This is a genomic window from Brevundimonas nasdae, assembly GCF_019395145.1.
Classification (GTDB): domain Bacteria; phylum Pseudomonadota; class Alphaproteobacteria; order Caulobacterales; family Caulobacteraceae; genus Brevundimonas; species Brevundimonas nasdae.
The window spans coordinates 650,469-674,051 of sequence record NZ_CP080034.1; the positions used below are offsets into that span (position 1 = coordinate 650,469).

A 23,583-nucleotide genomic window follows, 5' to 3' on the forward strand; every position below is an offset into this window, starting at 1 on the left:
GAACGCGAAAGTCGTAGCTATGCGATATGTGTGCGAGTAAGAGTCGTTCGCATATACGATCTCGACGGTTTGGCCGGGCGGGAAGGGCGAACTCAAGAACGGGCATGGTCGGGCGTCTTCCGCAACACACTGATTTCACGTTGCTTCATCACCTGTTGGTGCTGATCGAGATGCGCAGCGTGTCGCGGGCGGCGGAGCGGCTGGGCATCGGGCAACCGGCGATGAGTCGGATCCTGGCGCGGTTGCGAGACCAGTTCGCGGACGCCCTGTTGGTGCGCGGTCCGCGCGGCATGACCCTGACCCCGCGCGCCGAGGCCTTGAGCGGGCCGCTTCGCAACTGGCTGCGGGATGGCGAGAACCTGCTGCGCGAGCCAGAGCTTAACCTGCAGCAGGTCCGGCGCAGCTTCCATCTGGCCTCGACCGACTATGGGGCGCTGACGGTGTTGGCGCCGACCCTGGCGCAGATCGAGCGTGAAGCCCTGGGAATCGGCCTGACGGTCGAACCGTTGTCGGACGCCAGCGTGCGTCGGTTGGAGGAGGGGCAGCTTGATCTGCTTCTGACCGGCTGGGACCCTCAGGGCACAGGCCTGCAGTCGCGCTGGCTGTTCCAGGAGGACTATCTGGGTCTGGCCCGCGCCGATCACCCGGTCCATGGCAACCGGCCGTCAGCGGATGACCTGCTGCGCTGGCCCCATGTCGCGACCTCGATCGGCGAAGGGTTCGGCGACTGGATCACGGATGAGAGGCCGGACATGGCCGACCGCCGCGTCCTGTGCCGATCAGAGAGTTTTTCGCTGACGCCCTATCTGCTGGCGGAAGGGCAGGCGGTGGCCATCCTGCCGCGACGCGCCGCCCGCCGTTTCGCTTCGGCGCACGGCCTGCGGACCTTTGCGGTGCCGCTGGGGCTGAAGCCCTTCGACTATTACCTGAGCTGGCATGAGCGGTCGCAGGATGATCCCGCGACCCACTGGATGGTGGCGACCCTGGCCGCCGCCTTCGAGGATGGCGACGGGACGGGTGACGTTCAGGAGACCGAGGCCGTCTGTTCCGGAGACGGACGACGCGACGGCCACAGTGCGGCCGCCAGGACCAGCGCCGCGCCGATCACATAGGGGGCGCCAGGCGAGGCCTGATAGGCCAGGGTTCCAGCGATAGGGCCGACAACCGCCGCCAGACCTTGCGCCGCGCCGACCGCGCCTGCGGCCGCTCCCTGTTCGTGCGCCTCGACCGAATTGGCCGCCAAGGCCGAGATCGCGGGATAGACCCAGCCCATGCCCGCCGCCGCCACGCCATAGGTCAGCCACAGCAGGGCGGAGGTGTCGGCGAAGTTGACGCAGGCGAAACCGGCCGCCGCCACGACCCCGCCGATGCGGATGAAGCGGATCGGCGACCAGTCCAGCCGACGCAGAACCATCTGCGACACGAACAAGGCCACGCCGACGACCGCCAGGGCCACGCCCGAAACGCGCGCGGCGTCGCTCGGCGCCAGCGCCAGCCGGTCCAGAGCGACGAAGCCTACCACGACCTGGGCCGCCACGACGCAGAACATGGCCGCGAAGGCGGTGAAGACGGCGCGGCGCAGGCGCGGGTCGGTCAGCTTCAGGGGTGAGGGCCTGCGGATCGCCTCATGTTCGTCGGCAGGCAGGAAGCGCCAGACAACCAACAGCGCCACCAGCGGCAGGGCGGCGATCACCAGCAGGGAGGCGCCGATATTCCATCCGGCCAGCAGCCCCGCTGCGCCCGGTCCGACCACCATGCCGACAGCGCTGGCGGCGCCGACTGCGCCCATGGCCTTGGCGCGCCCGGTGGGCGGGGTGTGGTCGGCGACCACGGCGGCGCAGACGGGCGGAACGGCGGCATAGAAGGCGCCTGCGGCTGTACGGGCCAGCGTCATGCCCAGGAAGGTTATGGCGGCGGCGGGAACCCAAAGCAGGGCGGCGTTCATGAACAGGGCCAGCACGGCATAGCTGATGGCGAACCCGACCAGGGCGGTCAGCAGGACGCGCCTGCGCCCCACGCGGTCGCTATAGGCGCCCCAGAAGCGCGCCATCAGCATCCAGGCGACGCCCGCCGCTGTCACGGCCATGCCGACATGCCAGGGTTCCAGGTCCAGCAGACGCGCCATCGGTCCCACCACGGCGACGAATGCCATCATCGCCATGCTGCCGATGCAGGCGGCGGCCAGCAGCGGCTTGAGGCTGAAGGCGGGGGGCTGATCGGCGGGCGAGGGGACAGAGGTCATGATCGGCTCCGAAGTGAACGGTGAAGCTCATGTCCAGCAATTGAGAATGAATTGCAAATTAGTCGTCGGTCGGCAGGATCAACTCCACCTTCAGGCCAGGCGTATTGTCAGACAGGCGGACGGCGCCGCCGTGGGCGCGGGCGACGGCGGCGACCATGGCCAGGCCCAGGCCGGAGCCGGATCGGTTGTTCGGCGACAGGCGATGGAAACGGCGCAGCACCTTGTCGTGTTGGTCGTCCGGTATGCCGGGGCCATTGTCGGACACGCTGAGGCGAACCGCCCCGTCGTCTTGCCAGACGGACACGGTGATCTGGACATCGCCGCCGCCGTGAAAGACCGCATTCTCGATCAGATTGGCCAGCGCCTGCTGCAGCAGGTGGGGATCGCCCTGGACCATGAGGGCGCCGTCGGGGGGAGCGTTCAGCGCGCCGCCACCTTCTTCGACGATAGGGCGATAGATGTCGCAGACCGTGCGAGCCAGGGCGGCAGCGTCGACCGGGACGGTTTTCAGTCCGTCGCCGCTGCTTTCCAGACGTGCCAGCGCCAGCAGGCCTTCGAACAGGCTGCTGAGCTGATCGGTCTCCTGCATGGCCAGGTCGAGGGCGTCTGCGGCGCGCTCTGGATCGTCGACGTTGGCGGCGGCCTCCTCCAGACGGTTGCGCACGCGGGTCAGCGGGGTGCGCAGTTCATGCGCCACGCCTTCCGACAGGGTTTTCAGCGCCGTGTGGGCGGCCTCCTGCCGGTCCAGCATCCGGTTCAGGTTCTGGGCCAGGTCATCGAATTCGCGGCCGAAGCCGATGGCGGGCAGGCGGGTCGCCTCCTGTCCGGCGATGATGCGGCCCACGGCGTTGTTTACCCCCTCCAGTCGCCGCAGGAACAGCCAGCCTGCCGTCAGCCCGCCGACGATGGCGAGCACGAACAGGACCAGTCCGCTCCAGAAGGCGAACTGGCGCACGCCGCTACGCAACTCGTCCAGATGCTGGGTGTCGCGCCCGACAGCCAGCAGGGCGCCGTCCTGGGCATGGCCGCTGAGCACCAGCATGTTGGGCGTCTGATCCGGCCAGCGGGTCTGGCGCATCTTGGTCGGCAGGTTGCGGCGGAAGCCCGTGTCATTGACCGCTTGCCGCGTCAGGCCGTTGGAAAAGGTCTGGCCGTCCGGGGCGACGACCAGCAGCAGGTAGCGGCGGGCGTCGCGGTTGCGGGCCTGGCTGTTCAACTCTCGCACCAGGGCAGCGCTGCCGTGACGGTCGGCGTCGGCGCGCATCACCTCCATCTGGTGGGTCAGGCCGTCGCGAACCTCGGCCTCGGCGAACCGCATCAGGCCATAGTCGACCGCCACGATCAGACCGGCGGCGCCGATGCCGAACAGCAGCGAAAAGGCCGCCGCGAACCGCAGGCTGGCGGTCGACCAGATCGAAGGGCGTCTGGCCTTAACGCGGGTCCTTGAGGACATAGCCGACCCCCCGGATCGTGTGGATCAGGTCCGTATCGAAGCCGCGGTCCACCTTGGCGCGCAGGCGGCTGATGTGGGCGTCGATCAGATTGGCGCGCGGGTCGAAGTGGAAACCCCACAGGCTTTCCAGCAGCATGGTGCGCGTCACCGTATGACCAGCGTTGCGCGCCAGCATCTCCAGCAGCTTGAACTCATGAGCGGTCAGCTCCAGCACCTCGCCGGAGCGGGTCGCGCGGTGGGCCGTGACGTCGATTTCCAGATCCGCGACGACATGGCGGGTCGGGCGCGCGGCCAGGGGCGGGCGTCGGATCAGGGCCTGAAGCCGAGCGCTGAGTTCGCTGAAGGCGAAGGGTTTGACCAGATAGTCGTCGGCTCCTGCGTTCAGCCCTTCGACCCGATCCTCCACCGAGCCCAGGGCGGTCAGCATGAGCACAGGCGTCCGCAGGTCCGCCGCCCGCATGGCGCGCACCATGTCCACGCCGGACGGACCGGGCATCATTCGGTCGGCGACGATGGCGTCATAGGCGCCGTCCAGCGCCATGTGCAGACCGCTTTCGCTCTCGGCGGCTTCGTCCACCGTATGCCCCTGTTGGCGCAGGCCTTCGGCGATGAAGGTGCGGGCGGGCAGGTCGTCGTCGATGATCAGCATCCGCATGGCGGTCGTGTCGTCTCGTTCAGCAGGGCCGACCGGCGGCGGATTTAATCTGCACGCAAGGTTCGGCGAAGGTCGCCGCTGTAATGCCCTGATTTGAGAATGATATGCAAATGCGTGGCCTGGCTTCAGGCGACCTGTTCCCCCGTGAGAGTCATGACCGCCGCTCAGCTTTGGAAAGTCCCTGATGTGCCTGTTCAGATCGGCGGCGGCCTGTCGGATGCGCCGCAGGCGTCGGCTGAGCAGCAGATGAACTGGGCTTTCGGCATTTCCACGCCGGAGTTGAAGCTGTTCACGACAGGGCTGGAAAAGCGCCTGAAACCAGGCCCAGCGGCGACGTTGGGCGAACGGGTGCAGGTCTTCTTCGACACGTTGGCGGGTGACGCTGTGCCGGGCGAACCTGCCCCGCGCCTGCTGGTCGGCGCCCTGCCGTTTGACCGCAACGCCGATGACTGTCTGTTCTTGCCGCAGCGTGCGGCCAATCGTCCCTGGCCTGTTCAATCTTCCGCCCCCCAGCGGTTGAACTGGCGCATGGAGCCCCAGCCCAACCGTGCGGCCTATCGTGCGGCTGTGGCTGGAGCCCTGGCGGAGATTCGGCGGGCGAGCGCCGAATCTCCGCTGGAGAAGGTCGTGCTGTCGCGCAGTCTGAAGCTGACGGCGGACGGTCGGATTGATCCGTTCGACCTATGGTCGGCGCTGAAGGCGGACCCGTCGGCGGCGCGGTTCATCACGCCGCTGGGCCAGGATGCAGGCGGCGCCATGCGGCGTCTGGTCGGCGCCTCGCCCGAACTGCTGATCTCCAAACAGGGCGCGCGCATCCTGTCCTATCCGCTGGCAGGGTCGGCGCGGCGCAGTCCTGATCTGGCTGAGGATGAGGCTGTGTCCAAGGCCCTGCTGCGGTCGGACAAGGATCGTCGCGAACACGCCGCCGTGGTTGAGGCCATTCTGGATGCGCTGACGCCCTATTGCAGCGAACTGCGCGCGCCGCCGGGACCAGCCTTGGTTTCGACCCGCACCATGTGGCACCTGGGCACGCGGATTGAGGGGCGGCTGCGGCATCCCGACCGAGTGTCTTCGGCTGAACTGGCCGCCGTGCTGCATCCGACCCCGGCGGTGGCGGGCGCGCCGCGTGAGCGGGCGGTCGAACTGATCCAGCAGTTGGAAGGCTATGATCGGGGCTTTTACGCGGGGGCCGTGGGCTGGACCAATGCGGTCGGCGACGGCGCCTGGCACGTCTCGCTGCGCTGCGCCGAAGTCGCGGGCGACACCGCGCGGCTCTATGCCGGGGCGGGCATTGTCGATGGGTCGGACCCCGAAGCCGAAGCCGACGAAACATCCGGCAAGTTCCAGGCGGTCCTGCGCGCCCTGGGCGTTGACGAGGCCGCAGCATGATCCCGCTTCAACAGGTCTGGCCTGACGATCTGGCCGCACATTATCGCGAAAAGGGCTATTGGCGGGGTGAGACCTTCTCGGACCTGCTGCGCAACTGCGCGGCGGACCAATCCGACAGGCTGGCCGTGGTGGGCGAGGACGCGCGCTGGACCTATGCCGAACTGCTTGAGCGTGCCGAAACCGCGGCGGCGGGGTTCCTGGCTCTGGGCCTGAAGCCCGGCGACCGGGTGGTGGTGCAACTGCCGAACCTTGCGGAGTTTCTCAGCGTCGTCTTCGGCCTGTTCCGCGCGCAGCTGATCCCTGTTTACGCCCTGCCGGCGCACCGCCTGACCGAGATCGTGCATTTCGCCAGAAAGTCCGAGGCGGCGGCCTATGTGATCGCTGACCGCCGCGAGGGCTTCGACTATCGCGCCCTGGCCCGTCAGGTGCAGGCCGAGGTCCCCGCCGTGCGCGACGTCGTGGTGGTGGGCGAGGCTGAGGAGTTTGTCGCCTTTGACAGCTTCCGCGCCGATCTGTCTCTGCTGCCGACGACCGACGCCGATCCGTCGAAGGTGGCCTTCCTGCAGATTTCGGGCGGATCGACGGGGCTATCCAAACTGATCCCGCGCACCCACGACGACTATCTGTACAGCGTGCGCGACAGTGCAGTGATCAGCGGGCTGAGCGCCGACAGCGTCTATCTGACGGCCCTGCCTGCCGCCCATAATTTCCCCATGAGTTCGCCGGGCTATCTGGGCGCCATCTGTGTCGGCGCAACGGTGGTGATGGCGCCGTCTCCATCGCCGGATGTCTGTTTCCCGCTGATCGCGCGTGAGGGCGTGACGATCACGGGTCTGGTGCCGCCGTTGGCCCTGTTGTGGATGCAGGCGGCGGCCAATACGGCGCATGACATCTCCAGCCTTGAGGTGCTGCTGGTCGGCGGCGCCAAGTTCCTGCCCGAAGCCGCCCGCCGCGTCCGGCGCGAGCTGAACTGCACCCTGCAACAGGTGTTCGGCATGGCCGAGGGGCTGGTCAACTACACCCGTCTGGATGATCCTGAGCACCTGATCGTGGAGACGCAGGGCCGTCCGATCAGCCCGGATGACGAGGTGCGGATCGTCGACGATCAGGACGTGCCGGTGGCCGAAGGCGAGATCGGCAATCTGCTGACGCGCGGCCCCTACACGATTCGGGCCTATCACAATGACGATGCGGCCAATGCACGGTCGTTTACAGACGACGGCTTCTATCGCACCGGCGATGTCGTGCGCCGGACCCCAGAGGGCTATCTGGTCGTGATGGGCCGGGCCACCGACCACATCAACCGTGCGGGCGAGAAGATTTCAGCCGAAGAGGTCGAGGATCATCTGCTGGCCCACCCGGCGGTGTTCGACGCGGCGGTGGTCTCCACGCCCGACGACTATCTGGGCGAACGCACCTGCGCCTTTATCATTCCGAACGGCCCTGCGCCGCGCGGCGTCGAGATCAAGGCCTGGATGCGCAAACGCGACATCGCCGAGTTCAAGGTGCCGGACCAGATCGTCTTCGTCGAGGACTTCGCCATCACCGCCGTGGGCAAGATCAGCCGTCGCGAGCTGCGCGCCGCCCTGCGCCAGCGGTTGCTGGGCGCGGCCAAGGGAGAAACAGCATGACCGTAAAGCCCGGCCTGCCGACCGTGCCCGCCTATGACCTGCCGACCGAGGATGAAATCCCGGCGTCGCGTGCGCCCTGGACGCTGGAGCCCAAGCGCGCGGCGCTGCTGGTGCATGACATGCAGCGGTATTTCATGCGGCCCTATGCAGTGGATGCTGAGCCTCTGACAGGTCTGGTCGCCAACATCGCCCGCCTGATCGAGGCGGCGCGGGCGGCAGGCGTTCCGGTCTTTTACACGGCCCAGCAAGGGGAGCAGGATCGTCGCGACCGTGGCCTTCAGGCTGATCTTTGGGGACCGGGCATGAGCCGCGCGCCCGAACATCAGGACATCCTGCCCGAACTGGCGCCGATCTCATCGGACTTCGTGCTGGTCAAGCATCGCTACAGCGCCTTCCAGCGCAGCAATTTGGAGACGTTGATGCGGGCGCGGGGGCGCGATCAACTGATCGTCTGCGGCGTCTATGCCCATATTGGTTGCCAACTGACGGCGGGCGAAGCGTTCCAGCGCGACATCGAACCCTTTTTCGTCGCGGACGCATTGGGCGACTTCTCGCGTGAAAAACACATGGCGGCGGTTCAATGGGCCGCCGCGACCTGCGCCGTCGCCCTGTCGACGCGGCGCGTTCTGGAACGACTGACATGAGCAACCCCCTGACCCTTGAGCGGATGCGCGCCGATATCGCCGCTGTGCTGCACGAGACGCCGGACGCCATCGCCGATGACGACAATCTGATGGACCTAGGCGTGGATTCGCTGCGGGCCCTGAACCTGTCCCTGCTGTGGAGCGAGAGCGTGCCGCTGGAGTTCAGCGAACTGGCCGAGCACGTGACCCTGGCCGGATGGTGGGGCGTGGTGCAGGCGCGCCAGAAGGCGCACGGGATCGAGGCCTGATCTATGGATGATGGACGCGCGGCCGCGACGGCCTGGACGCCGCTGACGGAGGCCCAGTCGGGCCTGTGGTTCGCCCAGCGCCTGGATCCCGCCAACCCGATCTTCAACACGGCCCACTATGTCGATTTTCGCGGGCCGCTGGACGTTGACGCCTTCCGCGCCGCCGTGGACCAGATGGCGGTCGAGGCAGAGATCCTGTCCGTCCGTTTTCGCGACCAGGATGGCGAAGTCGGTCAGGCGCTGGACCCGTCGCATCGTCCGTTGCTGAAGATCATCGATGTGTCGGGCGCGGTCGATCCGCTGGCCGAGGCCTTGGCCGCCATGCAGCGGGACCATGACACGCCGGTCGACCTGACCCGTGATCCTCTGGCCGCCAATCTGCTGTTCGTCGTCGGGCCGCAGCGGTTCCTGTGGAGCCTGCGGGTGCACCATCTGGCGACGGATGGCTTTGGCATGGGCTTGCTGGCGAACCGGGTGGCCGAAATCTATAATGCGGGCAGGGGCGGGCCTGCCGTGGGGCCGGGGTTTGCGCCCCTGTCGAACGTCTGGGGCGAAGACGCCGCCTATCGCACATCGGACAAGCGCGTCGCCGACGCCGCCTACTGGCGCGAAGTCATGGGCGATGCGCCCGAGGTGGCAACCCTGGCGCCCGGCAAGGCGGTCACCGCTCACAGTTTTCACCGCGCCGAACGGGTTCTGCCGCCCCAGGTGACCGCCTGTCTGAAGGCGCGGGCCGACGCCGGGCGCCTGTCGTGGCCCGATGTCGTAACGGTGCTGGGCGCGGCCTATGTGCGCCGGTTCGCCGGTGTCGAGGACGCCGTGATCGGCGTGCCCCACATGGCGCGGATGGGCAGCGCCTCGGCGCGTGTTCCGGCCATGGTGATGAACGTCCTGCCGCTGCGCCTGACGCTGGACGAAGACGCGCCTTTGGACGCGCAACTGATTGACGCCTCCAAGGCCCTGATCAAGGCGCGGCGTCATGGCCGTTACCGCAGCGAACAGTTGCGACGCGATCTGGGCCTGATCGGCGGGGCGAGGCGCCTGTACGGGCCGTTGATCAATGTCCTGCCGTTCGCACAGCCGCCGCGTTTCGAGGGGCTGGAGGCGACCCTGCACATCCTCGGCACGGGGCCGGTTGACGACATCAGCTTCACCTTCCGAGGGGACGCCGCGCCCGACCTGACGCTGGAGGTGGACGCCAACCCCGATCTCTATTCCGCCGAAGAGACCGCCGCCCATGGCGAGCGGCTGGCCGCCTTCATCGCGGCCGCGCTGGATGCGGAGGCACTGAGTCAGGTGCCCATTGCGACGCTGCAGGAGACACAGCGCGAGTTGGAGGCCTTCAACGTCACGGCCCACCCGGTTCCCGACGTCACCCTGACGGCTCTGCTGGAACAGGCGATGGCCGCGACGCCGAGTGCGCCCGCCGTCACCTTTGGTGATCAGACCCTGACCTATGCGGAGCTGGACCGGCGCACGGCGGCGCTGGCGGCTGTGCTGCGCGCGCGCGGCGTAACGCGCGAAAGCCTGGTCGCCGTCGCCCTGCCGCGTTCGCTGGAGCTGGTGGTGGGGCTGGTGGCGGTCCTGCGCGCGGGCGGGGCCTATCTGCCGCTTGATCTGGATCACCCGCTGGATCGGATCGCCGCCATTGTTCAGATGGCCCAGCCGACAGTGGCCCTGTCCCATCACGATCTGGGCGCGGCCTTCGGTTCGCGCCTGCTGCGCCCGGTCGATTGGCTCCAGACCGGTGATGCGCCATCTGACGCCTCGGATGGCGATGACGCCGCCCCCCAGAATGCCGCCTATGTCATCTACACCTCGGGTTCGACGGGCGAGCCGAAGGGCGTGCTGGTCGAGCACCGCGCCATCGTCAATCGCCTGTTGTGGATGCAGGATCAGTACGGGATCGGGCCGCACAGCCGCATCCTGCAGAAGACGCCCGCGACGTTCGACGTGTCTGTCTGGGAGTTCTTCCTCGCCCTGATCTCGGGCGGAGAACTGGTCGTGGCGCCGCCCGGCGCGCACCGTGATCCGTCAGCCATCGCCGCCTTGATCCGCCGCCATGCCATCACCGACCTGCATTTCGTGCCGTCGATGCTGTCGGCCTTCCTCGCCGACCCGGCGTCGAAGGGGATTGAGACGACGCATGTCTTCTGCAGCGGCGAGGAGTTGCCCGCCGACCTGCGCGATCGTTTCCACCAGACGGTGAAGGCTGAACTGCACAATCTGTACGGACCGACCGAGGCCGCCGTCGATGTCAGCTACTGGCCTGCCAGCGCCGATGACGCGTCGCAGCCGGTGCCGATTGGATGGCCCGTGTGGAACACGCGGTTGCTGGTTCTGGATGAGCGGTTGCGGCCAGTCGCGCCCGGCATGAGCGGGCATCTGCATCTGGGCGGCGTGCAACTGGCGCGGGGCTATCTGAACCGGCCTGACCTGACGGCGGATCGGTTCATTGCTGATCCGCACCGTCCGGGGCAGCGGCTGTATCGCACGGGCGATGTGGCGCGACGTCGTGCGGACGGGGCCGTGGTCTTTCTGGGTCGCAGCGACCATCAGGTGAAGATACGCGGCTTGCGCATTGAATTGGGCGAGATTGAAGCCGCAATCATCGCCTCCGGTCTGGTGCGCGAGACGGTGGTTCTGGCGCGCGAGGATCGTCCGGGAGAGCGGCGTCTGGCCGCCTATGTCGTGCCGGGCGCAGCCTATGATCCCGCCGTCCTGAAGGCGCGTCTGGGCGCGCGGCTGCCGGATTACATGATACCTGGCGCCATCGTCGCGCTGGACACCCTGCCGGTGACGGCGAACGGCAAGCTGGACCGCAAGGCCCTGCCTGCGCCCACGTTCGAAACGGCGGCAGGACGGGCGGCTGAAACTCCGACCGAGCGTACGCTGGCGGCCCTGTATGCCGATGCGCTGGGCCGCGCCGAGCCGGTCAGTGCGGACGATGACTTCTTCACCCTGGGCGGCGACTCCCTTCTGGCGGTGCATCTGTTGATCCTGGTGCGCGAGGCCTTTGGTCGTGATCCGGGGCTGGGCGCCCTGTTCGATCATCCGCGCGTGGCGGAACTGGCGGCCCTGATTGATGCGGAAGGGCAGGGCGTCGACAACGGCCTGGGGCCGCTGATCCGGCTGGCGGAGGGGGATCCGTCTCTGCCGCCCTTATTCCTGATCCACCCGGCGGGCGGACTGGCCTGGGGGTATCGGACGTTGGCGCGCAGCCTGTCGCCGCGCCGCACGGTCTGGGGCGTACAGTCCCCGGCGCTGGATCCGGCCAATCCCTTGCCGGACAGCATCGCTGCGCTCGGTGCGCTTTATGCTGAGCGGATTCTGGCGGCGGGCGCATCCGGTCCAATCCATCTGGCGGGCTGGTCTGTCGGCGGCATCATCGCCCAGGCGGCGGCGGTCGAACTGGAGGCGAGGGGGCATGTGGTCGGCCTGATGGCCATGCTGGATTCCTATCCCGCCGACTGCTGGCGCGCCGAGCCTGAACCGGACGAGATCGACGCCCTGCGTTCGCTGCTGGCCATCGCAGGTTATGATCCTGAAGCCTACCCGGACCTGCGCAGCCGCGCCGCCATCATCGACTTCCTGAAGGCGGGCGACAGCGCATTGGGCAACCTGCCCGAAGCGGCGCTGGACGGGGTGATCCGCGTGGTGCTCGACACCAACCGACTGGTCCGCCAGCATCATCATCAGGCCTTCGGCGGGATCACCACCCATGTCCGCGCGGGGCTAGACCATCAGGGCAAGCCGTTGAAGCCGGAGCTGTGGCTGGCCTATGCGGCTGAACTGGACGTGTTCCAGGTTCCCTTCCTGCACCCGCAACTGACAGGACCGGCGGCCAGCGCCCTGATCGGTCCCGCCCTATCCGCGCGGATGAGCGCCGCCGAGGAGACTTTGAAATGAAACCCTCTGGTCTTGCCGGACGCATCGCCCTGATCACCGGCGCAGCAGGCGGCATCGGCGCGGCGGTGGTGCGGCAACTGGTTGAGGAGGGCGCACGGGTCGTCGCCGCCGACCTGCCGTCCGACGCCCTGATGGCCTTGGCTCGGGACGACGCGGTTCGCGCCGAGCCGTTGGATGTGTCCGACAGCGTCGCTGTCGCTACCCTGTTTGATCGGGTCGAGGCGGAGTGGGGGCCAATCGACCTGATCGCCAGCGTCGCAGGCGTCCTGTCCAACGTCACCGTGGACCAGACCGAGGATGCGGAATGGCGGCGGGTCTTCGCCGTCAACACCGACGGGGTCTTTCATCTGGGGCGAGAGGCCGCGCGCCGTATGGGGCCGAGGAGGCAGGGCGCCTTCGTCACCGTCAGTTCGAACGCCGCAGGCGTGCCGCGTCACGCCATGGCCGCCTATGCAGCGTCAAAGGCGGCGGCGACCATGTTCACCCGCTGCCTGGGACTGGAGCTGGCGCCGATGGGCGTCCGCTGCAACATCGTCGCCCCGGGCTCGACCCTGACGCCGATGCAGACGGGCATGTGGGCAGATGAAAACGGCGCCGCGCGGGTGATCGCGGGATCGCCGCAAACCTTCAAGGCGGGCATCCCCCTGGCCAAGCTCGCCACGCCGGAAGACGTCGCCGAGGCCGTGGTCTTCTTGTTGTCCGACCGCGCGGGCCATATCACCATGACTGACCTCTACGTCGACGGGGGCGCCACCTTGCGGGGGTGAAGGCGTGGACGGAAGGCAGAAAACCTGATCCTGCACGACAGAAAATCTGAAATGCCCTTCCGTCCCGAACTTTGTTATTTCCCTAGCCTTAACAGGCGCAAGTGCGCCGAACCTGACGGGAAACGCCATGAAGTTCGACACGCTTGCCCTGCACGCTGGCTATAACCCTGACCCGACGACGCGGGCGGTGGCCGTGCCGATTTATCAGACGACCAGCTATGCGTTTGACGACACCCAGCATGGCGCCGACCTGTTCGATCTGAAGGTGGCGGGCAATATCTACACCCGCATCATGAACCCGACCTCGGACGTGCTGGAACAGCGCATCGCGGCGCTGGAGGGCGGCATTGCGGCTCTGACGGTGGCCTCGGGCCAGGCGGCCATCACCTATGCGATCCTGACGATTGCAGAGGCGGGCGACAACATCATCGCCACCTCGGCCTTGTACGGCGGCACCTACAACCTGTTCGCCCACACCCTGCCGCAGTACGGCATCACCGTCCGCTTCATCGACGCGGCCGACGTGGACGCCATCGCCGCCAATACGGACGCACGGACCAAGGCGGTCTTCTGCGAGTCCATCGGCAATCCGTTGGGCAATGTCGTCGACTTCGGCGCGCTGGCCGAGGCGGCGCACGCGCAGGGCCTGCCGCTGATTGTCGATAACACCGTGCCGACGCCATATCTGACACGCCCCATCGAGCATGGGGCCGACCTCGTCATCCATTCGCTGACCAAATACATTGGCGGTCACGGCACCTCGATCGGCGGGGCCATTGTGGACAGCGGCAACTTCCCGTGGGCCGATCACAAGGCGCGGTTCCGGCGTCTGAACGAGCCGGAAGTCAGCTATCACGGCGTGGTCTATACCGAGGCGCTTGGCCCGGCAGCCTTCATCGGGAGAGTGCGGACGGTTCTGCTGCGGAACACCGGCGCGGCCATTTCGCCGTTCAACAGCTTCCTGATCCTGCAGGGTCTTGAGACTCTGGCCCTGCGGATGGATCGCCATGTGGAGAACGCCACCGCCATCGCCAAATGGCTGAAGGCGCATCCGAAGGTGAAATGGGTCAACTACGCCGGTCTGGCTGATCACCCAGGTCACGCCCTGATCCAGAAATATTTCGGCGGCAAGGCGTCCGGCCTGCTGACCTTCGGCGTTGAAGGAGGACGCGAGGCGGGCGGACGCTTCCAGGATGCGGTCCAGTTGTTCACGCGTCTGGTCAACATCGGCGACGCCAAGTCGCTGGTCTGTCACCCGGCCTCGACCACGCACCGGCAGTTGTCGCCGGAGGAGTTGGCCAAGGCGGGCGTGACCGAGGACACGGTGCGTCTGTCGGTCGGCATCGAACATATCGACGACCTGATCGCCGATCTGGAACAGGCGCTGGCGGCGGTGTGACGTGCCCCTGACAGGACGGCCCGGACGGGCGGGTCGTCCTGTTTCTAACTGCTGAATTCAAAGACGATATTTTGAGATTGCAGGTGCTCGCTCCCGCGTCGCGGGCGGGCAATCAAACCCGTCTGCATGGACCGGTGTTCTGAAAATGAAGGATTTTTCTGTCGTGGGGTGCGACGGAATGGCTCAATCCGCTGACTTAAGCATTACGCGCATGGATCGGCGGCGGCCGGTCGGGACGTAGAGCGGATGCCATGAGCCCAGAGCCTTCTTCGACGCCTTCGCGGATGCGGCGTCTGACCCGACGCCAGAAGATCATCGGCGGGGTCGTCGCGGCCCTCGTGGTGGCGGCCCTGGCCCTGGTTGTCGTGCGATCTCTGGGAACCGAGACGGCGCCGGGCGCAGGCGGCCCTGGCGGTCCAGGCGGCGGACGAAGGGCGGCGGCGACCACCGTCGGCGTGGCCACGGCCGCCACCGCCGACGTCCCGGTCACGCTGGATGCGCTGGGCACGGTGACGCCCGCGGCGACCGTGACGGTGCGCCCTCAGGTGTCGGGCGTTCTGGCCAATGTCTATTTCAGCGAAGGCCAGATGGTCCAGAAGGGGCAGGTGCTGGCCCAGATCGACCCGCGCCCCTTCCAGGCGACTTTGACACAGGCCCAGGGCCAGCTTCAGCAGAACCAGGCGCAACTGGCGTCGGCGCGCGTGACCCTGACCCGCTATGAAACCCTGCAGCAGCAGGATTCGATCGCCGTCCAGCAGGTCGACACCCAGCGCGCCCTGGTGCAGCAGTTGGAAGGCGCCGTCACCGCCAATCGCGGGGCGGTGCAGGCGGCCCAGCTCAATCTCGGTTTCGCGCGCATCGTGGCGCCCGCCAGCGGCCGGATCGGCCTGCGGGTCGTGGATGCCGGCAACTATATCGCGGCGGGGGATGCGGGCGGCATCGCGGTCATCACGACCGTCACCCCGATCGACATCGAGTTCACCGTGCCCCAGGCCCAGATCGGACCGATCCAGCAGCGGGCCTATTCCGGCGAGCGTCTGCAGGTTCTGGCGCTGGATACGACGCGGACGCAGACGCTGGACACCGGCGTCTTCTCCACCCTGAACAACCAGATCGACGGCACGACCGGCACGGTGAAGGGCAAGGCGCGGTTCCCCAACGTGTCGGGTGCGCTGTTCCCCAGCCAGTTCGTCAATATCCGCATGACGCTGGAGACGCTGAAGGACGCCGTCACCGTGCCGTCGACGGCGGTCCGCCAGAACGCCAACTCGTCCTTTGTTTGGATCGTCGGCGACGACAGCAAGGTGTCGCAGCGCACAGTCGTGACCGGCGTGGCCACCACGACCACCGTGGTCGTCACCTCTGGTCTGAAGGCGGGCGAAAAGGTCATCACTGAGGGCGGCGACCGCCTGACGGAGGGCGCGCTGGTCACGGTGGCGGGGCAGGCCAGGCCGCATGGCCAAGGCGGCGGCCAGCGGGGGCAAGGACGCGCCGACGGGCGTGGACGAGGGCAGGGCCAGAACGCAGGACAGGCTCAAGGCCAGGGACGTTGATCCGATGAGCCCCTCGCGTCCGTTTATCCAACGGCCGGTCGCCACCTCGCTGTTCATGCTGGCCATTGTGCTGGCGGGACTGGTCGGGTTTCGCCTGCTGCCGCTGTCGGCCCTGCCGGAGGTCGATTACCCCACGATCCAGGTCCAGACCCTGTATCCGGGCGCCAGTCCCGAGGTGATGAGCCAGACGGTCACCGCGCCGCTGGAGAAACAGTTGGGCCAGATGGCCGGGCTGGACCGGATGACCTCGATCAGTTCGTCGGGCGCGTCGGTCATCACCCTGCAGTTCGGCCTGTCCGAGACGCTGGACGTGTCGGAGCAGGAGGTTCAGGCCGCGATCAACGCCGCGAGCGCCCTGTTGCCCGCCGACCTGCCAGCGCCGCCGATCTACGCCAAGATCAACCCGGCCGATGCGCCGGTCCTGACCATCGCCATAACCTCTGACACCTTGCCGCTGACGGAGGTGCAAAACCTGGTCAACACGCGGCTGGCGCAGAAGATCAGCCAGACATCGGGCGTCGGTCTGGTGAGCCTGAGCGGGGGACAGAAGCCGGCGATCCGCATTCAGGCCGATGTGCAGCGGCTGGCCTCCTACGGCATCACGCTGGACGCCATGCGCACCGCCATCGACAACGCGAACGCCAATGGCGCCAAGGGCAGTTTCGACGGCCCGACGCGGTCCTATACGATCAACGCCAATGATCAGCTGCTGACTGTTGCGGACTATGAGAACCTGATCGTCACATACCGCAACGGCGCGCCTGTGCGGCTGAGCGATGTGGCCAAGGTGGTGAACGGGGCCGAAAACTCTCGACTCGCCGCCTGGGCCAACGACAAGCCCGCCATCCTGCTGAGCGTGCAGCGTCAGCCGGGCGCGAACGTGATCTCGACCGTGGATGCGATCAAGCAGCGTCTGCCGGAGCTTCAGGCGCAACTGCCTGCGTCCCTGCAGATGACGGTGCTGACTGACCGGACGACCGGCATCCGGTCCTCGGTCCACCATGTCGAGATGGAGCTGGTGCTGGCCATCATCGGCGTGGTGCTGGTGATCTTCCTGTTCGTGCACAGCCTGCGGGCCACGCTGATCGCCAGTCTGGCGGTGCCGATCTCTCTGATCGGGTCGTGCGGGGCCATGTATCTGCTGGGCTACAGCCTGAACAACCTCAGCCTGATGGCCCTGACCATCGCGACCGGCTTCGTCGTCGATGACGCCATCGTCATGATCGAGAACATATCCCGCTATCTCGAAAAGGGCATGAAGCCGATGGAGGCGGCGCTGAAGGGCGCCAGCGAGATCGGGTTCACCATCATATCCCTGACGGTGTCGCTGGTGGCGGTGCTGATCCCGCTGCTGTTCATGGGGGACGTGGTCGGGCGTCTGTTCCGTGAGTTCGCCGTCACCCTGGCCATCACCATCCTGATCTCGGCGGTGGTGTCCCTGACGCTGACGCCGATGCTGTCGGCGCGTCTGCTGAAGACCCATCCCGAGGTTGGAAACAAGGGGATCGGCGCGCGGGCTCAGAAGGCGTTCGAATGGCTGGAAGGCCACTATGAAAACGCCCTGGTCTGGGTGCTGGGACGTCAGGTCCTGACCCTGCTGGTCGCGGTCGGCACCCTGGCGCTGACCTGCCTGTTGTTCGTTGTGATTCCCAAGGGGCTGTTCCCGACGCAAGATACCGGCCAGCTGATGGCGCGGGTGCAGGCGACAAGCTCTGTCTCGTTCGAGCGGATGAGCCAACTGCAGCAACAGGCGGCCAAGGTGGTTCTGGCGGACCCGGATGTTGAATCTCTGAGTTCGTCGGTCGGCGTCGACGGCGCCAACAGCGCCGCCCTGAACATCGGCCTGATGACCATAAATCTGAAGACCAACCGAACGACCGGCTCGCAGCAGGCGATCATGGACCGGCTGAAGTCCGAGGTGGATCAGATCGCGGGGCTGACCCTGTATCTCCAGCCGACGCAGGACCTGACCATCGACACCGAAACAGGGCCGACCCAGTATCGGCTGGCGGTCGAGGGCGCCAGCACCCAGAACGTCAACGAATGGGCCGACAAGATCTCGGCCGCGATGGCCAGACAGCCGAAGCTTCGTAATATCTACAATGATGTGACCGCGACCACGCCCGCGGCCCAGGTCTCGATTGATCGGGACACGGCGGCGCGGCTGTCGATCACGGCGGCGCAGGTGGACGACGCCCTTTACAGCGCCTTCGGCCAGCGGATCGTCTCGACCATCTTCACCGAGACCAACCAGTACCGCGTCATTCTGGAGGCGGACCCCGGCATACTGACCACGCCGCAGTCGCTGGGACAGTTGAACCTGCAGGCGACAGGCGGGGCGACCCCGCTCAGCGCCTTCGCCTCCATCACCGAAAAGGACGCCCCGACCCAGATCACTCGCGTGGCCCAGTTCCCGGCGGCGACCATCGGTTTCGACGCCGCGCCGGGCGTGTCACTGGGCGCAGCCGTCAGTCAGGTGCAGGAGGCGGTCAAGAGCGTGAAGGCCCCGGCCAGCGTCACCACCACCTTCCTGGGGGCGGCGGGGTCGTTCCAAACCTCGCTGTCGAACCAGCTTTGGCTGATCCTGGCGGCGGTGGTCTGCGTCTATATCGTGCTGGGGGTTCTGTATGAGAGCTATGTCCACCCGCTGACCATCCTGTCGACCCTGCCGTCGGCGGGCGTGGGAGCGTTGTTCGCCCTGTGGATCACCGGCAATGATCTGGGCGTCATCGGCATCATCGGCCTGATCTTGCTGATCGGCATCGTGAAGAAGAACGCGATCATGATGATCGACTTCGCCATCGCGGCTGAACGCAACGAGGACAAGTCGGCGCACGACGCCATCTTCCAGGCTGCGGTGCTGCGGTTCCGACCGATCATGATGACGACCTTTGCGGCCCTGCTGTCGGCGGTTCCGCTGATGCTGGGGTTTGGCGAGGGATCGGAACTGCGGCGTCCGTTGGGCATCGCCATCTTCGGCGGCCTGTTGGTCAGTCAGTTGCTGACTGTATTCACCACGCCGGTGATCTATCTGGCCTTTGATCGGCTGGCGCCCGCGAAACGTCGGGCCGGGCCGGATGAGGCCGCGCAGTCGGACGCTGAGCTGGAGCCGGTTCTGTGAACCTGTCCGAACCCTTCATCCGGCGACCCATCGCGACCGTTCTGCTGGCGGCGGGCATCGCGCTGGCCGGGATAGCGGCCTTCTTCGTCCTGCCGGTCGCGCCCTTGCCGCAGGTCGATTATCCGGCGATTTCGGTGCAGGCGCGGCTGCCGGGCGCCAGTCCCGACACCATGGCCTCCAGTGTGGCCACGCCGTTGGAGCGGCGGCTGGGCGTGATCTCTGACGTCAATGAGATGACATCGCAAAGTTCAACCGGATCAACGCGCATCAATCTGCAGTTCAACCTGAATCGCAACATCGATGGCGCCGCGCGTGAGGTTCAGGCCGCCATCAATGCGGCGCGCGCGGACCTGCCCACGACCCTGCGCAGCAACCCGACCTACACCAAGTCCAACCCGTCCAGCGCGCCGGTCATCATCATGGCCCTGACCTCGGACACCAAGACGCCGGGTCAGATCTATGACGCGGTGTCCAACATCGTCAGTCAGCGCGTGGCCCAGGTCGAGGGCGTGGGCGAGGTCGAGATCGGCGGCGGTTCGCTGCCGGCCGTGCGGGTGCAGGTCAATCCTTTCGCCCTGAACACCTATGGCATCAGCCTGGAAGATGTCCGCGCCGCCATTCAGGCCGCCAACGCCGACCGGCCAAAGGGCGCTGTCGAAGGGGAGGGACAGCGCTTCCAGATCTACACCGACGCGGCGGGCAAGAGCGCTGCCGACTACGCCAGTCTGATCGTCGCCTGGCGCAACAATGCGGGGGTGCGGTTGGCCGATGTGGCCTCGGTGACCGATGGGGTGGCCGACACCCGGACCCTGGGCCTGTTCAATGGCAAGCCCGCCATCATCGTCCTGATCTCCAGTCAGCCGGGCGCCAATATCATCAGCACCGTGGATGGGGTGCGGGCCGTGGTGCCAGAGCTTCAGGCGCAACTGCCCAGCGACATCAAGATTCAGGTCGCGTCCGACCGGACCAACTCGATCCGCGCCTCTCTGCATGAGATCGAACTGACGCTGGTGGTGTCGCTGATCCTGGTGGTGCTGGTGGTTTCGGCCTTCCTGCGCAGCGCGCGCGCGACCTTCATTCCAACCGTGGCGACCATCGTGTCCCTGCTGGGCACGTTTGGGGTCATGTATCTGCTGGGCTTTTCGCTGAACAACCTCAGCCTGATGGCGATCACGGTGGCGACGGGCTTTGTCGTCGATGACGCCATCGTGGTGCTGGAGAACACCCAGCGCCACATCGAGGCGGGGATGGAGCGGTTCAAGGCGGCCCTGCTGGGCGCGCGCGAGGTCGGCTTCACCGTCCTGTCGATCAGCATATCTCTGGTGGCGGTGTTCATCCCGCTGTTGTTCATGGGCGGGCAGACGGGGCGGTTGTTCCGCGAGTTTGCGGTCACCCTGTCGGCGGCGGTGATGATCTCGCTGGTCATCTCCCTGACCCTGACGCCGATGATGTGCGCCTATCTGCTGAAGCCGCGTCAGCATGGTCACCGTGAAGGACGGATCGGGCGAGCGTTTGAGGCGGCCTTCTCCAGGATCCAGAACGCCTATTCCTGGTGCCTGGACTGGGCGCTGCAGTCCAAGCCGATTGTGGTGCTGTCGCTGGCGGCGGTGATCGGCCTGACGGCCTATCTGTATGTGGTGGTGCCCAAGGGCTTCTTCCCGCAACAGGACAATGGGCAGCTGATGGCGGGCGTGCGCGCCGACCAAAGCGTGTCGTTCCAGGCCATGTCGGCCAAGCTGAAGCGAGTCGTGGATATCATCGACGCCGACCCAGCGGTCGATACGGTCGTCGGATTTACGGGCGGCGCGCGCGCGGGCGGCGCCTTCATGTTCGTCAATCTGAAGCCGCTGGATCAGCGTAACGGCGAAAAGAGCGCCGATGTGATCGCCCGCTTGCGGCCCAAGCTGGGGCGGGTCGAAGGGCTGAATGTCTTCCTGAACCCGGTGCAGGACCTGCGGATGGGCGGGCGTTCGTCCAACTCCACCTATCAGTACACCCTGATCAGCGATTCCAGCGCCGATCTGCGCACCTGGGGCCAAAAGCTGGAAGACGAGCTGAAGGCCCACCCGGAACTGACCGACGTGGACAGTGATCTGGCCCAGAACGGCGTCGAGACATACCTGACCATCGACCACGACACGGCGGCCCGCATGGGCGTCTCGCCCCGCGATATCGACAACAGCCTGTATGATTCATTCGGCCAGCGTCAGGTCGCGACCATCTATCAGGACATCAACCAGTATTCGGTCATCATGGAATGGATGCCGCAGTTCGCCAAAGGCCCCGAGGCCTTGGCCGATGTGCAGGTGCCCACGTCACCGGCCGGCGGCGCAGGCGCCGGTGGCCTGATCAATCCGGCGCTGAGAGACCCATCGACCGGATCGGCCCTGGTCACCACCACGACACCGCTGACGCCTCTGGCCGTGGTCGCCAGCGCGGCTGAACGCCCGGCCGCCACATCGGTCAATCACCAGAATGGAGAATTGGCCACGACCGTCTCGTTCAATCTGGCGGAAGGGGTGTCTTTGTCCCAAGGGCAGGCGATCGTGACGGATGCGGCGGCCTCGCTGGGGATGCCGATCAATGTGCGCGGCAGTTTCGCCGGGCAGGCGGCTCAGGCGCAGCAGCAGAACCAGGAACAGCCCATGCTGATCCTGGCCGCCCTGGTCGCCATCTATCTGGTGCTGGGCATCCTGTACGAAAGCACCGTCCATCCGATCACCGTCCTGTCGACCCTGCCCGCGGCGGGGGTGGGGGCGGTGCTGGCGCTGATGCTGTTCGGGATGGAGTTCTCGATCATCGCCCTGATCGGGGTCTTTCTGCTGCTGGGCATCGTCAAGAAGAACGCCATCCTGATCATCGACTTCGCGCTGGACGCCCAGAGGTCGCGCGGTCTGTCGGCGGTCGAGGCGGTGCGCGAGGCTTCACTGCTGCGGTTCCGGCCCATCCTGATGACGACGCTGGCGGCGGGGTTGGGCGTGCTGCCGCTGGCGATTGGATTTGGAGAGGGGGCGGAACTGCGTCGCCCCCTGGGCATCACCATCATCGGCGGCTTGATCGCCAGTCAGTTGCTGACCCTGATCACCACACCGGTGGTTTACGTCTATCTCGACAAGCTGCGGAGAAAGCGGGGCGACGAGCGCGCCCTGGCGCGTGGCATCGATACGGAGTCTTCCCCCGCATGAGACCGTTCGCCCCCCTTCTTCTGACCGCCGTTCTGATGACATCCGCCTGCGCCGTCGGGCCCGACTATGTGACGCCGACGGCCCCGACCGCCACAGGGTTCAAGGCGCCGGACGGCTGGCGAACGGCCCAGCCCTCCGACGCTCTGGCGCGCGGCGACTGGTGGACCCTGTTCGGGGACGACACTCTGAACAGCCTGGTCGCCCGCGCCGAGACCGCGAACCAGACCATCGCCGCCGCCGAGGCCGCCTACCGTCAGGCCCGCGCCCTGACGCGCGAGACACGGGCAGGCCTGTTTCCCACCGTGTCGCTGAACGGATCGGGCGCACAGTCGAAAACGACGACCTCGAACGACAACAAGAACTATCAGGTTGGGATCGGCGCGACGTGGGAGCCGGACTTCTGGGGCCGCATCCGACGTTCGGTCGAGGCCAACGACGCCACGGCCCAGGCCAGCGCCGCCGACCTGGCCAATGCCCATCTGTCGATCCAGGGCGAACTGGCCGCCAACTATCTGAACCTGCGCGAAGCCGATGCCGAGACGGCTCTGCTGGATCAGACGATCACCGGCTATGAGCGGGCGTTGCAGATCACCCGCAACCGCTACGAAGCCGGCATCGCGCCGCGCACCGACGTCCTGCAGGCCGAGACGACGCTGGCCAATGCGCGTTCGACGCGCATCGGGCTGGAGCGGAACCGCGCCACCTATGAGAACGCCATTGCGGTGTTGGTCGGTGAACCGGCCAGCAGCTTCACCCTGGCGCCTGCGCAGTGGACGCCGATCATTCCCGACGTGCCGGTGGGCGTGCCCTCGACCCTGCTGGAGCGTCGCCCCGACATCGCGTCGGCAGAGCGCGCGGTCGCCGCGGCCAACGCCCGCATCGGTGTTCAGCAGGCGGCCTTCTTCCCGAACCTGTCGCTGACGGGATCGTATGGTCAGACGACGTCGAACCTTGGCGATCTGTTCGCGAGTTCGGCCAACATCTGGTCGTTGGGCCTCGGATTGGCCGAAACCCTGTTCGACGCCGGGGCGCGAGGCGCGGCGGTGGAGCAGGCCCGAGCCAGCTATGACGCCTCTGTCGCCGCCTATCGCCAGACGGTGCTGACGGCGTTTCAGGACGTGGAGAACCAGCTGACCGCCACCGATGTGCTGCGCCGTCAGTATGCCGAACTCCAGACGGCGTCTCAGGCTGCGGACCAGACCGAAGCCATGATCCTGAACCAGAACCGGGCCGGGACGGTGGCCTATACGGATGTGGCGACTGCCCAGGCGACGGCCCTGACGGCGCGTCGCGCCCTGCTGCAGGGGGCCGTCAATCGCCAGACGACAGCGGTGGCCTTGATCCAGTCCATCGGCGGTGGCTGGCGCAACGATCAGGGCGACTGATC

General features: G+C 66.8%; 15 protein-coding genes. 12 read left to right on the forward strand and 3 right to left on the reverse strand.

Features of this window, described 5'->3' with window-relative positions; translation table 11 throughout:
• Positions 1 to 140 precede the first annotated feature (140 nt).
• Positions 141 to 1,112 carry a LysR family transcriptional regulator gene (locus tag KWG56_RS03250; protein ID WP_244999616.1) on the forward strand — a complete coding sequence of 324 codons (972 nt, stop codon included), beginning with the start codon at positions 141 to 143 and terminating at the stop codon, positions 1,110 to 1,112.
• Here the strand turns inward: KWG56_RS03250 and KWG56_RS03255 are convergent.
• The 3 genes from KWG56_RS03255 to KWG56_RS03265 are packed head-to-tail and all read right to left on the reverse strand — an operon-like array spanning position 1,025 to position 4,344.
• On the reverse strand, positions 1,025 to 2,242 hold the full coding sequence (locus KWG56_RS03255; protein WP_219353700.1) for an MFS transporter: 1,218 nt from the start codon (positions 2,240 to 2,242) through the stop codon (positions 1,025 to 1,027). The two genes, KWG56_RS03250 and KWG56_RS03255, sit on opposite strands and share 88 nt — an antisense overlap.
• 58 nt (positions 2,243 to 2,300) lie before the next feature.
• A complete protein-coding gene (locus KWG56_RS03260; protein WP_219353701.1) occupies positions 2,301 to 3,695 on the reverse strand; it encodes a sensor histidine kinase in 1,395 nt (464 codons plus the stop codon).
• A complete protein-coding gene (locus KWG56_RS03265) occupies positions 3,673 to 4,344 on the reverse strand; it encodes a response regulator transcription factor (protein WP_275945263.1) in 672 nt (223 codons plus the stop codon). The genes KWG56_RS03260 and KWG56_RS03265 overlap by 23 nt, the downstream gene beginning before the upstream one ends.
• 192 nt (positions 4,345 to 4,536) lie before the next feature.
• Between KWG56_RS03265 and KWG56_RS03270 the strand changes: the two genes are divergently transcribed.
• The 11 genes from KWG56_RS03270 (at position 4,537) to KWG56_RS03320 (ending at position 23,581) form a co-directional block, all read left to right on the forward strand.
• Entirely contained in the window at positions 4,537 to 5,739 is a 1,203-nt protein-coding gene (locus KWG56_RS03270) for an isochorismate synthase (protein ID WP_244999617.1), read from the forward strand.
• Positions 5,736 to 7,370, forward strand: coding sequence for a (2,3-dihydroxybenzoyl)adenylate synthase (locus KWG56_RS03275; RefSeq protein ID WP_219353703.1), 1,635 nt, complete (start codon positions 5,736 to 5,738; stop codon positions 7,368 to 7,370). Before KWG56_RS03270 ends, KWG56_RS03275 begins: the two co-directional genes overlap by 4 nt.
• The gene (locus KWG56_RS03280) at positions 7,367 to 8,014 is read left to right on the forward strand and encodes an isochorismatase family protein (protein WP_219353704.1); all 648 of its coding nucleotides are present in this window, start codon (positions 7,367 to 7,369) and stop codon (positions 8,012 to 8,014) included. Before KWG56_RS03275 ends, KWG56_RS03280 begins: the two co-directional genes overlap by 4 nt.
• Positions 8,011 to 8,262 (forward strand): phosphopantetheine-binding protein, encoded by a 252-nt coding sequence (locus KWG56_RS03285; protein ID WP_201100458.1) that lies wholly within the window; start codon positions 8,011 to 8,013, stop codon positions 8,260 to 8,262. Before KWG56_RS03280 ends, KWG56_RS03285 begins: the two co-directional genes overlap by 4 nt.
• A gap of 3 nt (positions 8,263 to 8,265) precedes the next feature.
• Positions 8,266 to 12,171: a non-ribosomal peptide synthetase gene (locus tag KWG56_RS03290; protein ID WP_219353705.1), complete on the forward strand. Its 3,906-nt coding sequence runs from the start codon at positions 8,266 to 8,268 to the stop codon at positions 12,169 to 12,171.
• On the forward strand, positions 12,168 to 12,938 hold the full coding sequence (locus KWG56_RS03295; RefSeq protein WP_219353706.1) for a 2,3-dihydro-2,3-dihydroxybenzoate dehydrogenase: 771 nt from the start codon (positions 12,168 to 12,170) through the stop codon (positions 12,936 to 12,938). Before KWG56_RS03290 ends, KWG56_RS03295 begins: the two co-directional genes overlap by 4 nt.
• Before the next feature lie 127 nt (positions 12,939 to 13,065).
• Complete coding sequence (locus KWG56_RS03300; protein WP_219353707.1) at positions 13,066 to 14,337, forward strand: O-acetylhomoserine aminocarboxypropyltransferase/cysteine synthase family protein; 1,272 nt, start codon at positions 13,066 to 13,068, stop codon at positions 14,335 to 14,337.
• Positions 14,338 to 14,588: 251 nt separating this feature from the next.
• The gene (locus KWG56_RS03305) at positions 14,589 to 15,890 is read left to right on the forward strand and encodes an efflux RND transporter periplasmic adaptor subunit (RefSeq protein ID WP_219353708.1); all 1,302 of its coding nucleotides are present in this window, start codon (positions 14,589 to 14,591) and stop codon (positions 15,888 to 15,890) included.
• Complete coding sequence (locus KWG56_RS03310; RefSeq protein WP_280638394.1) at positions 15,793 to 19,011, forward strand: efflux RND transporter permease subunit; 3,219 nt, start codon at positions 15,793 to 15,795, stop codon at positions 19,009 to 19,011. The genes KWG56_RS03305 and KWG56_RS03310 overlap by 98 nt, the downstream gene beginning before the upstream one ends.
• Complete coding sequence (locus KWG56_RS03315; protein ID WP_219353709.1) at positions 19,008 to 22,196, forward strand: efflux RND transporter permease subunit; 3,189 nt, start codon at positions 19,008 to 19,010, stop codon at positions 22,194 to 22,196. Before KWG56_RS03310 ends, KWG56_RS03315 begins: the two co-directional genes overlap by 4 nt.
• Complete coding sequence (locus KWG56_RS03320; protein WP_219353710.1) at positions 22,193 to 23,581, forward strand: efflux transporter outer membrane subunit; 1,389 nt, start codon at positions 22,193 to 22,195, stop codon at positions 23,579 to 23,581. Before KWG56_RS03315 ends, KWG56_RS03320 begins: the two co-directional genes overlap by 4 nt.
• Positions 23,582 to 23,583: the final 2 nt, after the last annotated feature.

Excerpts from the sequence above, each read along its gene's own strand:
- KWG56_RS03255 (WP_219353700.1), bottom strand. The coding sequence starts at position 2,242 with ATGACCTCTGTCCCCTCGCCCGCCGATCAGCCCCCCGCCTTCAGCCTC.
- KWG56_RS03280 (WP_219353704.1), top strand. The coding sequence starts at position 7,367 with ATGACCGTAAAGCCCGGCCTGCCGACCGTGCCCGCCTATGACCTGCCG.
- KWG56_RS03305 (WP_219353708.1), top strand. The coding sequence starts at position 14,589 with ATGAGCCCAGAGCCTTCTTCGACGCCTTCGCGGATGCGGCGTCTGACC.
- KWG56_RS03265 (WP_275945263.1), bottom strand. The coding sequence starts at position 4,344 with ATGCTGATCATCGACGACGACCTGCCCGCCCGCACCTTCATCGCCGAA.
- KWG56_RS03295 (WP_219353706.1), top strand. The coding sequence starts at position 12,168 with ATGAAACCCTCTGGTCTTGCCGGACGCATCGCCCTGATCACCGGCGCA.
- KWG56_RS03300 (WP_219353707.1), top strand. The coding sequence starts at position 13,066 with ATGAAGTTCGACACGCTTGCCCTGCACGCTGGCTATAACCCTGACCCG.
- KWG56_RS03275 (WP_219353703.1), top strand. The coding sequence starts at position 5,736 with ATGATCCCGCTTCAACAGGTCTGGCCTGACGATCTGGCCGCACATTAT.
- KWG56_RS03285 (WP_201100458.1), top strand. The coding sequence starts at position 8,011 with ATGAGCAACCCCCTGACCCTTGAGCGGATGCGCGCCGATATCGCCGCT.
- KWG56_RS03310 (WP_280638394.1), top strand. The coding sequence starts at position 15,793 with ATGGCCAAGGCGGCGGCCAGCGGGGGCAAGGACGCGCCGACGGGCGTG.
- KWG56_RS03260 (WP_219353701.1), bottom strand. The coding sequence starts at position 3,695 with ATGTCCTCAAGGACCCGCGTTAAGGCCAGACGCCCTTCGATCTGGTCG.
- KWG56_RS03290 (WP_219353705.1), top strand. The coding sequence starts at position 8,266 with ATGGATGATGGACGCGCGGCCGCGACGGCCTGGACGCCGCTGACGGAG.
- KWG56_RS03320 (WP_219353710.1), top strand. The coding sequence starts at position 22,193 with ATGAGACCGTTCGCCCCCCTTCTTCTGACCGCCGTTCTGATGACATCC.